16 protein-coding genes are annotated in these 12,776 nt (G+C 74.6%); 9 read left to right on the plus strand and 7 right to left on the minus strand.

The window, feature by feature from the left end; genetic code table 11:
• Positions 1-56 precede the first annotated feature (56 nt).
• The 3 genes from AC3ET4_RS16515 to AC3ET4_RS16525 all read left to right on the plus strand — a co-directional run bounded on the left by AC3ET4_RS16515 (position 57) and on the right by AC3ET4_RS16525 (position 1,720).
• Positions 57-677, plus strand: a complete 621-nt coding sequence (locus AC3ET4_RS16515; RefSeq protein WP_431949950.1) for a DUF1349 domain-containing protein — start codon at positions 57-59, stop codon at positions 675-677.
• A gap of 16 nt (positions 678-693) precedes the next feature.
• Entirely contained in the window at positions 694-1,050 is a 357-nt protein-coding gene (locus AC3ET4_RS16520; protein WP_431949952.1) for a hypothetical protein, read from the plus strand.
• Positions 1,051-1,291: 241 nt separating this feature from the next.
• Positions 1,292-1,720: a hypothetical protein gene (locus tag AC3ET4_RS16525; RefSeq protein ID WP_431949954.1), complete on the plus strand. Its 429-nt coding sequence runs from the start codon at positions 1,292-1,294 to the stop codon at positions 1,718-1,720.
• Between the two features lie 202 nt (positions 1,721-1,922).
• Here AC3ET4_RS16525 and AC3ET4_RS16530 read toward each other — a convergent pair whose 3' ends face one another.
• Positions 1,923-2,849, minus strand: coding sequence for an RNA polymerase sigma-70 factor (locus tag AC3ET4_RS16530; RefSeq protein WP_431949956.1), 927 nt, complete (start codon positions 2,847-2,849; stop codon positions 1,923-1,925).
• 368 nt (positions 2,850-3,217) lie between these two features.
• On the opposite strand from AC3ET4_RS16530, the gene lexA reads away from it, so the two are divergent.
• Positions 3,218-3,916: a transcriptional repressor LexA gene (gene lexA / locus AC3ET4_RS16535; protein WP_431949958.1), complete on the plus strand. Its 699-nt coding sequence runs from the start codon at positions 3,218-3,220 to the stop codon at positions 3,914-3,916.
• A 107-nt stretch (positions 3,917-4,023) separates the two neighbouring features.
• Here lexA and AC3ET4_RS16540 read toward each other — a convergent pair whose 3' ends face one another.
• Both AC3ET4_RS16540 and hemC read right to left on the minus strand, forming a co-directional pair.
• Positions 4,024-4,698, minus strand: coding sequence for a ThuA domain-containing protein (locus AC3ET4_RS16540; RefSeq protein WP_431949960.1), 675 nt, complete (start codon positions 4,696-4,698; stop codon positions 4,024-4,026).
• Between the two features lie 117 nt (positions 4,699-4,815).
• Entirely contained in the window at positions 4,816-5,751 is a 936-nt protein-coding gene (hemC, locus tag AC3ET4_RS16545; protein ID WP_431949962.1) for a hydroxymethylbilane synthase, read from the minus strand.
• Positions 5,752-5,961: 210 nt separating this feature from the next.
• Here hemC and AC3ET4_RS16550 point away from each other — a divergent pair, with 210 nt between their 5' ends.
• The gene (locus tag AC3ET4_RS16550; RefSeq protein WP_431949964.1) at positions 5,962-7,668 is read left to right on the plus strand and encodes an ArnT family glycosyltransferase; all 1,707 of its coding nucleotides are present in this window, start codon (positions 5,962-5,964) and stop codon (positions 7,666-7,668) included.
• Here the strand turns inward: AC3ET4_RS16550 and AC3ET4_RS16555 are convergent.
• The 4 genes from AC3ET4_RS16555 to AC3ET4_RS16570 all read right to left on the minus strand — a co-directional run bounded on the left by AC3ET4_RS16555 (position 7,649) and on the right by AC3ET4_RS16570 (position 9,084).
• Positions 7,649-7,891, minus strand: coding sequence for a hypothetical protein (locus tag AC3ET4_RS16555; RefSeq protein ID WP_431949966.1), 243 nt, complete (start codon positions 7,889-7,891; stop codon positions 7,649-7,651). The two genes, AC3ET4_RS16550 and AC3ET4_RS16555, sit on opposite strands and share 20 nt — an antisense overlap.
• Positions 7,892-8,127: 236 nt before the next feature.
• Entirely contained in the window at positions 8,128-8,400 is a 273-nt protein-coding gene (locus tag AC3ET4_RS16560) for a UBP-type zinc finger domain-containing protein (protein WP_431949968.1), read from the minus strand.
• 157 nt (positions 8,401-8,557) lie between these two features.
• Positions 8,558-8,680 carry a hypothetical protein gene (locus AC3ET4_RS16565; protein WP_431949970.1) on the minus strand — a complete coding sequence of 41 codons (123 nt, stop codon included), beginning with the start codon at positions 8,678-8,680 and terminating at the stop codon, positions 8,558-8,560.
• 44 nt (positions 8,681-8,724) lie between these two features.
• Positions 8,725-9,084 carry a DUF6204 family protein gene (locus tag AC3ET4_RS16570; protein ID WP_431949972.1) on the minus strand — a complete coding sequence of 120 codons (360 nt, stop codon included), beginning with the start codon at positions 9,082-9,084 and terminating at the stop codon, positions 8,725-8,727.
• Positions 9,085-9,276: 192 nt separating this feature from the next.
• Between AC3ET4_RS16570 and AC3ET4_RS16575 the strand changes: the two genes are divergently transcribed.
• The 4 genes from AC3ET4_RS16575 (at position 9,277) to AC3ET4_RS16590 (ending at position 12,727) form a co-directional block, all read left to right on the plus strand.
• Positions 9,277-9,636: a DUF2255 family protein gene (locus AC3ET4_RS16575; RefSeq protein ID WP_431949974.1), complete on the plus strand. Its 360-nt coding sequence runs from the start codon at positions 9,277-9,279 to the stop codon at positions 9,634-9,636.
• Between the two features lie 30 nt (positions 9,637-9,666).
• On the plus strand, positions 9,667-10,338 hold the full coding sequence (locus AC3ET4_RS16580) for an SDR family NAD(P)-dependent oxidoreductase (RefSeq protein ID WP_431949976.1): 672 nt from the start codon (positions 9,667-9,669) through the stop codon (positions 10,336-10,338).
• Between the two features lie 357 nt (positions 10,339-10,695).
• A complete protein-coding gene (locus tag AC3ET4_RS16585; protein ID WP_431949978.1) occupies positions 10,696-11,445 on the plus strand; it encodes an SDR family NAD(P)-dependent oxidoreductase in 750 nt (249 codons plus the stop codon).
• Positions 11,446-11,545: 100 nt separating this feature from the next.
• Positions 11,546-12,727 (plus strand): cysteine desulfurase family protein, encoded by a 1,182-nt coding sequence (locus AC3ET4_RS16590; protein WP_431949980.1) that lies wholly within the window; start codon positions 11,546-11,548, stop codon positions 12,725-12,727.
• The last annotated feature ends 49 nt before the right edge of the window (positions 12,728-12,776 follow it).

A 12,776-nucleotide genomic window follows, 5' to 3' on the forward strand; every position in this document is an offset into this window, starting at 1 on the left:
GCCACCGGCGGCCCCCGGCATTCGCGTCCGGGGCCCGCCCGACGGAAGGACGGTCCATGGACGAGCGGCATCCGATCGACTGGGACGAGGCCACCTGGCTCAACGCCCCGCAGCACGCCGAGGCGGACGGATCGGGACTGCTGGTCACCACCCGCGACCGCAGCGACTTCTGGCGCACCACCGGTTACGGCTTCGTCCGGGACGACGGGCACGCCCTGCTCACCGGCTTCCCCACGGAGACGTCGATGGAGGTGACCTTCCGCGCGGACTTCGACACGCTGTACGACCAGGCCGGGCTCATGATCCGGGTCGACGCGCGGACGTGGGTCAAGGCCGGGATCGAGATGTCCGACGGTGTGCCGCACCTGGGCGCGGTCGTCACCCGCGGCGTGTCGGACTGGTCGCTCGCGCCGGTACCGGACTGGGCCGGGTGCAGCGTCACCGTCCGCGCCAGCCGTTCCGGCGACGCCGTCACGATCCGCGCCCGCCGTGACGACGGTCCGTGGCGGCTCGTGCGGCTGGCACCGCTCGACCCCGACACCGCGGCCACCGCGGGACCGTTCTGCTGCTCGCCCGAACGCGCGGGGCTGCGCGTGGCGTTCACCGCCTTCACCCGGGGCGCGGCAGATTCCGCGTTGCACGAGGAGCCGCAGCAGGCAGCGGCCGCCGGTCACTGAGGCCGATGGAGACGCGATGGGATTCGTGGGCGGGACCTGGCGGGTACTGCACGACGGGGAGCCCGTCGGCGGCATCACGGTCGAGGAGGCCGACTTCCCGTGGCTGTCGGGGCGGTTCGCGCCCGCCCCGGCCTTCGCCCGGGTGGAGCCTCTGTTCGCGCGCGAGCTCGCCCTGATGCGGGTCGCGATGACCGCTCCGGCCGAGGAGGACGAGCCCTGGGAGGCGTGGGAGGCCGCGTACAACGAGGTGCGCCGGGTCGTGGCGCTGTCCTCGCCTTCCGGCCCCGTCCCCGAGTTCCTGCTGCACATCGAGGGTGGTCGAGCCTGGTTCCGGTGGAGCGACGAGCCCTTCGACGACGCATCGAGCGCCTGACGCCAGGGCGCCCCCGACGCCCCGGGAGCGTGGTAGTCGGACTACCCGGCTCGTTCCTTGACGTCACGCCCTGACGGTTGGAGCGTGGGGTTGTGGACGAATAGTGACAAAGGCAACATTTCGAACAACCTTTCCCGGCCGCCATGGTCATCTGTCGCGGCCGCGGGGATACGGGCCGGTGTCCCGGTCCGTGGTGCCTTTGACGTCCACACCAGGAATCGACCTGGCTAGGAGAGTTCTCATGCGTGTTTCCAAGTGGCCCCTCGCCGCAGTGGCAGGCCTTGCGCTGGCGCTGGGGGGTGCGGCCTCGACGGCCGTCGCTGCGCCGACGAGCTCACCGGCCTCAGTGGTGAGCTATGCCGAACACGGCGGCGGCGGCGGTGGCGGTGGCCACGGCGGCGGCGGTGGCCACGGCGGCGGGGGTTACGGCGGCTACGGCGGCGGGGGCTACGGCGGCTGGGGCGGTTACGACCGCGGTTACGGCGGCTGGGGCGACCACGGCGGCTGGGGCGGTTACGGCGGCTGGGGCGGTGGCTACGGCCATGATGGTGGCGGCTACGGCGGCGGCCATGGCGGCGGCTACGGTGGCGGCGGCCACGGCGGCGGTGGCGGCGGCCACGGCGGTGGCGGCGGCGGTGGCCACGGCGGTGGCGGTGGCGGCGGCCGGTAACGGCTCGAGCGCCCCCGGCACAGACCGGCACATCTCATCTGACGACCGGCCGCGCGCCTCCCGCAGGCGTTCCGGCGGTCACGCACCTCGCAGAAGCGGAGGCCGCGCCCACGGGAGACCGTCGGGCGCGGCTTCCGCCTGCGTCGGCCGTGCGACGCTCCGGCGAGGTCACCCGAACGGACCGACCCGCCCGAGGTCTCGGCTACTCGGGCGGCGCGGACGAGGCCGCTGCGGCCAGGGAGCTGAAGCCCGTCAGCTTCTCCGGGTTGAGCACCCACATGAGCTGGTCGATGCCCTGCTCGGAGGCGCTGATGGCCAGAAGGGCCATCGGCGTGCCGGCGTGGACGACGAGCGCCGCGGTCTGCCCGTTCGCCTCGACCCACGCCACTTCGGTGTCGGGCCAGAAGCGCGGCGCGAAGGCGGTGATGAACCTCGCCACCCTGGTGCTGCCGACCACGGGGATCTTCGCGGCGTTGCGCACGGCGCCGCCGCCGTCGCCGTAGTTGACCACGTCCGTGGCGAGCAGCTTCTCCAGGCCTGCCATGTCTCCCGCCCTGGCGGCCGCGACGAACGCCTCCAGCAGTCGGCGGTGCTCCTGCGTCCCCACCCGCTCGCGCCGCCCGGCGGCTACGTGCTTGCGGGCACGGCTGACGAGCTGGCGGGCGTTGGGCTCGCTCAGGTCGAGCACTCCGGCGATCTCCCGGTACGGGTAGTCGAACGCCTCGCGCAGCACATACGCCGCCCGCTCGGTGGGCGTCAGCCGTTCCAGCAGGAGCAGCAGCGCGATCTCCACCGCCTCGCTGCGTTCGGCGCCGAGCGCGGGGTCGGAACGGGTGTCGACCGGTTCGGGGAGCCAGGGGCCGACATAGCCCTCGCGCCGGACGCGGGCGGACTGGGTGACGTTGATCGCCAGCCGGGTCGTCGCGGTGGTGAGGAACGCGGTCGGGTTCTCCACGGCGGAGCGGTCGGCGCCCTGCCATCGGAGCCAGACGTCCTGGACGACGTCCTCGGCCTCCGCGGCACTGCCGAGCATCCGGTACGCGATGCCGAACAGGCGCGGGCGCACGGCCGTGAACACCGCCGCGGCGTCGTCGAGTGAGTCCCCCTGCTCCGCGTCCGCTGACCGCATCGCCGCGTCTTCCTCCACCGTCACCCTGCCCGGCTGCCCGATTCAGCCTACACAGCGCAGCTCCAAGCCCTCGGCGGGGGGCCGCGCACCCTGCCGTGACGCGTGCGGGCAGCTGCGGGGGACGGGCAGCGGGGACGGCCACGGGCTCAGGCCGCGTTGCGTCCCGCCGCACTTCCGCGTGCGGACGCACGGCCCCCAAGGGGACCGGGCAGGAATCGTGTGCGCGACTGCAGGAGCCGTGCGGGACAGCGCGGTGCGACACGCGGCATGCACACGCTTTCCACGCCTTCGCACACGCGTTCCAAAAACGTCATGGATCAGGGTAACGTTACGCATCGCAGCAGGATCCGCACAGGGAGGGACGGGGCATGGAGCCCACCACTACGACAGTGCGCCGTGGGCGCCCGAAGGGCTCGGACAACCCCGGCCCCGACGGGCTGACCAACCGTCAGTCCCACATCGTCGAGGCGATCCTGAACTCGGTGGAGACCCGCGGCTTCCCGCCGTCGATGCGTGAGATCGGTGAAGCCGTGGGACTGGCCAGTACGTCCTCGGTCGCCCACCAGCTGGCGGTGCTGCAGCGCAAGGGCGTGCTCGAGCAGGATCCGCACCGGCCGCGCGCCTACCGCGTGCGGTGCTCCTGGCCGGCGCAGCACGAATCGGAGCCGGGCGCGGCGCCCGTGAGCGCCTCGCCGTCCGCGCGTGTACCCGTGGTCGGCCGGATCGCGGCCGGCACGCCGATCCTCGCCGAGGAGCAGGTCGACGAGGTCTTCGTGCTCCCCCGGCAGATCGTCGGCGCGGGCGAGCTGTTCGCCCTCAAGGTGGTGGGCGACTCCATGACCGGTGTCGCGATCTGCGACGGCGACTGGGTGACGGTGCGCAGTCAGGACGCGGCCGACCACGGCGACATCGTGGCCGCGATGATCGACGGCGAGGCCACCGTCAAGCGGCTCAAGCACGAGGGCGACCGGGTCTGGCTCATGCCGCACAACCCCGCCTACGACCCGATACCCGGCGAGGAGGCGGTCATCCTGGGCAAGGTCGTCGCCGTGCTGCGGCGCCTGTGAGACCGGGCCGTCGGCCCACGCCCGGATCGCCGGCCCGTGGAGGCGGCGCGGACAGAGGGGTCGGCGTCGCGGGCCCGGCCATCCGCGCGACCTCCTGACCGACCGGCTCAGCCGGTCCCCTCGGGCAGCACCGACCGGAGCCCGCCGAGCAGATGGGCCCGGAAGGCCGCGTCGTGGTACGCCCGGGCGGAGTGGCCCAGCGCCGTGTAGAAGACGGGGCCGCCGCCGTACTCGTGGCACCAGACCAGCGGATGGTCGGCCCCCATCGAACCGCCCGTGTACGAGGACTCGTCGGCGCGGGCCAGTACCCGGACTCCGGGACGAGGGCTGCGGTCGAAGTCGTACCACTCGTCGGTGACCTTCCAGGCCGCGCCCAGGTGCGCCGTGGCCGGATGCGCGGTGTCCTCGATGAGCACTGTGCCCGCCTGGAGGGGCGGATGCCCGGTGAAGCGCGCGCCCAGCAGCTTCCCGTAGTAGGGCCAGGCGCCCTCGGTGCAGGCCGCGGCGTGCACTCCCATGAATCCGGAGCCGTCCGCGTGGTGCGCCACGAGAGCGGTCCGGCCCGCGTCGCTGAGCACCTCCCCGCTGGTGGATAGGAAGACCACGGCGTCGTATCGGCGCAGACGCGTCCCCTCGACGTCCTCGGGCCGTTCGGTGGCGTCGACCCGGAAGCCGTGCTCGGCCCCCAGTTCGGAAAGGGCCCGGACTCCGTCCGGGATCGAGTCGTGCCGGTAGGCGGTGGTGCGGGTGTAGACGAGCACACGGGGGTCTCGGCGGGGCATGCGGTCTCCCAGGGCGGTGGCGGACGGCGAGAGCGGCACCCCCAGTCTCCCCGCGCTGCCCCGGGCGGCCCGGTTCGGGGTCGGTGCGCCGCCCGGTTCCCGCTCCGGCAACGCGCTTCAGTGGCCGATGCTGTCGATGAGCTCGCGCGCACCCTGCCGCAGCAGCGCCACCGCGACCGACGTGCCGAGCGTGGCGGGGTCGAGGGGGCCCGCCCACTCATGGGCCTCGAGGACGGTCTTGCCGTCCGGGGAGAAGACCCGTGCCCGCAGGGAGAGCCTGCCTTCGGGTCCGGCGTGGGCGTAGCCTGCGATCGGGCTGTTGCAGTGGCCCTGCAGGACGTGGAGGAACATCCGCTCGGCCGTGGTCTCCCGATGCGCGGCCGGGTCGCCGAGATCGCTCACGGCGTCGATCGTCCCGGTGTCGCCCTCGCGGCACTGCAGGGCGAGGACACCCGCTCCGATGGGCGGCACCATCGTCTCCACCGGCAGCACCTCGCTGATGACGTCGGTCCTGCCGATCCTCCGCAGCCCGGACACGGCCAGGAGCAGCGCGTCGGCGTCGCCCGCCGCGAGCTTGTCCAGACGGCGGTTGGCGTTGCCGCGCATCGGAACACACGTCAGATGCGGGTGCGCTGCCGAGATCTGGGCGACGCGGCGCACGGAGGAGGTGCCGACGCGCGTGCCGGGCGGGAGCCGGTCGAGGGTGAGTCCGCCGGGGTGCACCAGGGCGTCGCGGATGTCGTCCCGCTTCAGGAACGCGGCGAAGACCGTCCCGGCGGGCAGCGGCCGGTCGGCGGGCACGTCCTTCACGCAGTGGACGGCCAGGTCCGCCCGCCCCTCCAGCAGCGCGGCGTCGACCTCCTTGGTGAACGCGCCCTTGCCCCCCAACCGGGCGAGGTCGCCCATCCAGCGGTCACCGGAAGTGGTGACGGGCACGACCTCCGTCCGGATACCGGGGTGGAGCGCGGCGAGCTCCGTGCGTACGCGCTCTACTTGAGCCAGCGCCATCGGTGAGGAGCGGGAGACGATGCGGATCAGTTCCGGGACTGCCATGCGCCCACGGTACGGCGCGCGGCACGCACCCCGTGCGGCAGACCGAGCCCAGCCGCCGAGGTCGGCGGCGCGGCCGGCGGCGCCGGCGGCCCCGGCCGCGAGGAGTCCTGCGCGAGGCTGCGGCGCCGCAAGGACGGGCGGCGGGGTGGGCGCACCGTGACGCGGCGACAACCCTCGCCCGCACCGGTGTCCCCCGAGCCGGTGACGCCGATGACGCACGCACCGGTGTCCCCCGAGCCGGTGACGCCCGGGGCCGTCGGCGCCCTGCGGGCGCGCCGCTTCCCGTCTCCTCCGCCGCCCCTGCGCCGCCCGCTGTACGTCCTGGCCGTGCTGGCGCTCCTCGCGCAGATGGCGTGGGCGATGGTGACGACCGCGGTCCAGCAGACGCCCACGATCGACGAGCCGGTGTACGTGGGCACCGCGACGGTCTATCTGCGCGAGCACAGCCTGCGCTTCAACCCCGAGCACCCGCCGCTCGGCAAGCTGCTCATCGCCGGCGGCCTGGCCTTCGCCCACCCGCGTCTCGACCCGTCCTTCGAGGGCGACCAGACGGAGCTCGGCCGCAGCGTGCTCTACGCGCAGGGCAACGATCCCGGGCGGCTCATGCGGGCCGCCCGGCTGCCGGTCATCGCGCTGACGCTGCTGTTCGGGCTGGTGGTGCTCGCCTTCGCGCGGGATCTCACCGGGGCGCCCGGAGGGCTGCTCGCGCTCGCCCTGTACGCGTTCTCACCCGACGTCATCGCGCACGGCTCGCTGGCGACCCTCGACGTCCCGGCAGCCGGTTTCCTGCTGACGTCGGCGTGGGCGCTGTGGCGGGCCCGGAAACGTCCCAGGCTCCATCTGCCGCTCGCAGGGTCGGCGTTGGGCGCGGCGGTCGCCACGCGGATGAGCACGCTCCCCGCCGTCCCGGTCCTGCTGCTCGCGGCCGCGCTGTCGGTGTGGCACGCGGACCGGCGCGGCGCGGAGCGGGGCACGGAGCGGCCCGCCGCGGGACGGTCGCTGCGGCGCGCCGCGGTCGCTGCGGGCGGGGTCGGGGTCCTGGCTGTCGCGGTGGTGTGGGCGGCCTATCTGGTCGTCGACCCGCGGCTGCGCTGGACGGCGCCCGACACCCTGCCGGCCCTGCGCGGGCTGCGGGCCGCGGCCGTCGACGCGCTCCCGCTGCCCAGGGCTTACAAGGACGGGATGGCGGTGCAGTTCGGCTTCGAGGACTCGACCTTCGAGGGCTTCCTCTTCGGCCGCCACTACCGCGGGGCGCTGTGGTACTACCTGCCCGCCGCGGTGCTGGTGAAGACCCCGCTCGGCATGCTCGCCCTGTGGCTCGCCGGCGCCGTCGCGCTGCTCGCACTGCCCAGGCTGCGGCCCGCCGCCCCGTACCTGCTCGTCCCGGCCGCCGTGCTGACGGCCGCCGCCATGACCGGCTCACGCGACTTCGGCGTCCGCTACGTCATCTTCCTGCCCATGCTCGGGGCGGTCACGGCCGCGTGCACCACCGCCCTGCGGCGGCGCTGGGCGGCCGCGGCGGCGGCACTCGCCGTCTTCGTCGCCGTCAGCTCGCTGCGCACCTTCCCGTACTACCTGCCGTACTCCAACGAGGCCTTCGGCGGCACGTCGAAGACCCATCTGCGCCTGCACGACTCGAACGTCGACTGGGGCCAGGACCTGGGCCGCCTCGCGGACCGGCTCCGCGAACGCCACCCCGGCGAGCGGGTGTGGCTGGTCTACAAGGGGAGCGGCGATCCCGCCCACTACGGCATCGACGCCGCCGACCCGCGCGATGTCCCGAAGGACCGGGTCCACGGGCTGCTCGTGGTGTCGGACTCCGCGGTCGCCAAGGCCGAGGGCCGGCTGGCGGAACTCATCGCAGGCAGCGAGCCGATCGACGAGGTGGGGCACTCGATCACGATCTACCGGCGCTGACGCCCGGCGCCGCCCCCTCCGTCGTCCGGGAGACGGCGCCGGCGCGGCGCCAGGGCGTGCGGGCCGCCGCGACGAAGACGTCGATGTCCGCGTCCGTGACGTCGTCGATGCTCCGGTAGCGGGTCTCGTCGATGTCCTCGAGGGTCGCGACGCACTCCTCGGAGGCGTCCGCACGGGTGTCGTCGACGTCGTCCGGCCGCCAGTGGTGCCGCCCGGGGAACACGTCGTGGCCGCGCCGGATGCACCTTGGAGGTGTCGATCCGCCCGCGGAGCTGCTCGGCGGAGACGTAGTCGCCAGGAGCGTCGCAGCCGCTGGTCATGGCCACCCCTGGGGACTCGAGTGCCCGATCGATCAGCACACGACTCGGCTGTTCCACCCGTTGCTTGGCGCCGCCCTTTCCTGACGCGAGCCCCCGGGACGACGGTCGGACCCCGGCCCCGGAAGGCGGTCTCCCGGCCTCAGGCCGTGGACTCGTGCACGTAGCACCAGCGCCAGGTCTCGCCCGGCTGGTAGGAGCGGATCACGGGGTGAGCGGTGGCCTCGTAGTGCGCGGTGGCGTGCCGCCCCGGGGAGCTGTCGCAGCAGCCGATGTGGCCGCAGGTGAGGCACAGCCGCAGATGGACCCAGTCGCGGTGCCCGGCGGCCAGGCAGTCGGCGCAGCCGTCCTCCGGGGGCGCGGCCGCGGTGTCTACCGGGGCCCGCTCGAGATCGGGACATGGTGCTGTGGTCACGCGGACCCCCTGTGCCTGCTCCGGATCCTGCGCCTGCCGCGGATCACTCCTGACGCCGCCAGGCTACGTCAGCCCCGTACCCGGCGCGACCAGCGGCCCGGACCTCCCCCGAGCCACCCGGCGGCCCTTGCCGGCGACCCACCGCGAGGGCGGCGGCTCAGTCGCGGAGCTCGCCCTCCAGGAGGCCCATGGTGAACATGTCGTACCAGCGGCCGTCGCGCCGGAAGACCTGCCGCAGCCGGCCCTCCTCGACGAAGCCGACTCGGAGGGTGTCAACCATAGTTGACACCCCCCGACCCCGCGGCATCGGACGACGCCCGTGCGTCAGGTGTTCCCCCGGGCCGCGGCGCGGCGCTGCCGCTTGCCCAGCGGCGCCTGGGAGAGGTCCTCGGCCTGGGACCTGAGGTTCCTGTGACCGTAGCCCCGTTCGTCCAGCCACGCCCTGGCCGCCGTCTCGGCGCGTACGGCCGCCTCGAGGATGTCCTCCTCCGCCTCCCCCGAGTCGAGGAAGCGGAAGGTGAAGGCCGGGCGGGCCGCGATGTCGTAGGTGAGGTGGCCCTCGGGGGTGAAGGCGGCGCGCAGGACGTCGTGTTCCGCCGCGTCGGCGAGGAGTTCGGCGCGCTGCTCGGTGGTGAGGCCGTCGAAGACACCGCGGACGGTGACGCGGAAGGTGCGTGTGCTCATCCCCCGACCCTAAGGAGGGCGCCGCTGTCCGCTCCACCCCATTTCGCCGGTGCGAGGCGGGCCCTGGCGCGCGGGCGGACGGTGGTCGGGACACGTCTGGCCGCAGGGAACTTCAGCCCGGGGCCGAAATTGTCGATCATTGCGGCAGGACGCACGAAACTGGGTTCCCGACACCGCCGAGGAGTCGCGCCGATGACGACGTGGACGAAGGACGAACTGGACCGCATCGAGCCCGCCGACGAGCTGTCGCTCGCGCCCCGGTGCGATCCGGGCACCCTGGACCCGCCCACCACGATCTGGGTGCTCCGCGACGGTGGCGACCTCTATGTGCGGTCCGACCACGGACGCGGCGGCACATGGTTCGGCGCCGCACGGACCCGGCGCAAGGGCCGGATCAGCACCGGAGGGGTCGAGCGGGACGTCGACTTCGCGGAGGTCGACGACCGGGTCGTCGACGAACGGCGCGACGCCGCCTGCCGCGGCGCGGACCGCACCGAACCCACGGCCGGCGGGACGGCACGCGCCGTGACGCTCAAGCTCGTGCCGCGCTGAGCGCGCCCGCAGCGGAACACGAGGACAGACATGACGACGATGGTCATCGTCGGCGCGGGGCGCGGGTTGGGCGCCGCCTCGGCGCGCCAGTTCGGCAGCGACGGTTTCGACGTCGCGCTCGTCGCCCGCGACCAGGACCGCCTGGACGCGTTGGCGGCCGCGCTGGACCAGGACGGCGTGCACGCGCAGGGGTTCGCGGCCGACGTCCTGGACCCGGACGCCCTCGGCGCCGCGCTGGACGCCGCCGCGTCCGCGCTCGGGCCGATCGAGGTGCTGCAGTACAGCCCGGCGCCGCACCGGGACTTCATGCGGCCCCTGCTCGAGACGACCGCGGCCGACTTCGCGGGGCCCCTGCGGTTCTCCCTGTGCGGGGCCGTCACCGCCGTCCACGCGGTGCTGCCCGACATGCGGTTCCTCGGGCGGGGCACCATCCTCTTCGTGGGCGGCGGCAGCGCGGTGCGGCCGCTGCCCGCCCGCGCCGGGACCTCCGTGGCGTACGCGGCGCAGAGCGCCTACGCCCGGATGCTGCACGACACGCTGGCGGGTGAGGACATCCACGTCGCGCAGCTGATCGTCCCCGGGGTCATCGCGGCCGGGCACCCCCGGCACGATCCCGCCGCGCTGGCGGGCGTCCTGTGGGCCATGCACCGCGAACGGACGGAATTCCGGCACTTCGCGGGGGTGCTGGTGGGCGAGGCCTGACGAGCGGCGCTCGGGGCCGCCGGAGCCGGGACTGGGCTTCTCGGACGGCTCGCACGGGCTCGTCGGGGACGGTGGTGTGCCGGGCGAGGACCTCGCGGAAGGCGAGGTGCTTCGGGGTGATGTCGCCGGCTGCCCATGGCGTCCGTCGGCGCCGCGGACGGGCCGGGCGCCGGCCGGGGCAGAGAGGCGCCGAGGGGCGGGGCGAAGCGGCGTGACGAGGCCCCGGACGGGCCCGCCACGAACGGCCGCTGCGGCGGCGAGCCGACTTCGGGGGTGGCGGTCCGTGCGGTAGACAACCAGCGCGGACCAGGACCGCGCGGTCCGCCGATCGCACCGCCGTGCCCCGAGGAGCAAGCCGTGCCCCAGGAGTTCCAGGAGTTCGCCGGAGCCACCGCCCTCGTCACCGGGGCCACCGCCGGCATCGGACGGGGGGCGGCGCTGCGGCTGGCGGCGCTGGGCGCCGAGGTCGTCGTCCACGGACGGGACGCGGACCGCGGCGCGCGGGTCGTTGCGGAGGCGGAAGCCACCGGCGGGCGCGCCCGGTTCGTCGCCGCCGACCTGTCCGATCCCGGTGACGTGCTGCACCTGGCCGAGGCGGCGGGCGCGGTGGACGTCCTGGTCAACAACGCGGGCATCTACCGGTTCGCGGGCGCCGCCGATTCCACGGCCGAGATGTTCGACGTCCACATGGCCGTCAACGCCCGGGCGCCCCTGCTGCTGGTCGGGGCCCTCGTTCCGGGCATGGCCGCGCGCGGCCGCGGGGCGGTCGTCAACCTGAGCACTTTGGCGGCGAGCGTTCCCGCGCGGGGGGCCGCCGTCTACGGGGCCTCCAAGGCGGCGCTGGAGCTCATGACGCGCGTGTGGGCCGACGAGTTCGGGGCGCGCGGGGTACGCGTGAACGCCGTGGCCAGCGGGCCGGTCCGCACCCCCGGCACCGTGAAGATGGGTGAGAAGGCGCTCACGTCCGTCGCACGCGCCACCGTCCTGGACCGGCCCGCCGAGCCCGAGGAGATCGTCGAGGCGATCGTCTTCCTGGCCTCGGCCCGCGCGGGATACATCACCGGCGCCGTCCTCGACGTGTCCGGCGGCCGGCCGGCGATCGGCTGATGGCGGGCACACCGGCGCACCCGTCGCGTCCGCTCCGGACACCTCCGCGAGGGGGCCCGCGTCCACGAAGGACCCCCGTCCACGAAGGCAGGAACGACTCATGAAGGCGCCGCCGCATCCCGGCCTCGGCAGGGACACCGTCTACCTGGACCACAACGCCACCACGCCCGTCGACCCCAGTGTGGTCGAGGCGATGGCGCCCTGCCTGACCACCGGCTTCGGCAACCCCTCCAGCGGGCACGCCTGGGCCGCGGAGCCGGCCGCGGCGCTCGCGCGGGCCCGCCGCCAGGTCGCTGCGCTGATCGGGGCGGCGGCGCGGGACATCGTGTTCACCGGCTCCGGATCCGAGGCGAACAACCTGGCGGTGCGCGGCGCGGTGCTCGCCTCCGGAGCCGACCGCCCACGGGTGATCACCCAGGTCACCGAGCACCCGGCGGTGCTGGAGACCTGCGCCGCGCTGCGGCGGCTGCACGGGGCGCGGGTGACGGTCCTGCCGGTGGACCGGGAGGGCCGGCTCGACCCGGACGTCCTGGCCGCCGCGCTGACCCCCGACACCGTGCTGGTCTCCGTCATGGCCGCCAACAACGAGACCGGCACCCTGCAGCCCGTCGCGGAACTCGCCCGGCTCGCCCGCGACCAAGGCGTGCTGTTCCACTGCGATGCCGCGCAGGCCGCCGGGAAGATCCCCCTGGACGTGGGCGCGCTCGGCGTGGACCTGCTGACGGTGGTGGGGCACAAGATGTACGCGCCCAAGGGCGTGGCCGCGCTGTACGTACGCCCGGGCCTGCGCCTGGAACCGCTGGTCTACGGCGGCGGGCAGGAGCGCGGGCTGCGGGCCGGCACGGAGAACGTCGCCCTCGCGGTGGCCCTGGGGGCGGCCGCCGAGATCGCGGCGGCGGACCTCGCCGACGGCGCCGGCGCGCGAGCCGAGGAACTCCGCGACCGGCTGCACAGGGGCCTGTCCCGGGCACTGCCCGGCCGTGTCCACCTCAACGGGTCCGAGCGCCACCGCCTGCCCACCACCCTGAACGTCAGCATCGACGGCGTGCTGGGCCACGACCTGCTCGCCGCGGTACCCCGGGTCGCGGCATCCACCGGATCCGCGTGCCACAGCGGCAGCCGCGCGCCCTCGCCCGTGCTGCGGGCCATGGGCCTGGAGGACGAGCGTGCCCTGACCGCCCTGCGGCTGTCGGTGGGGCGGTGGACCACGGCCCGCGACGTCGATCTGGCCACCGGGCTGCTCGCCACCGCTGCCGGCGCCGCCACGGCACCTTCCGGCTAGGAAGCCGTGCGGAGGGGCGGCGTCGCCCTGGACTTGCGGGCGGCCGTCC

This window comes from Actinacidiphila sp. bgisy167, from assembly GCF_057707665.1.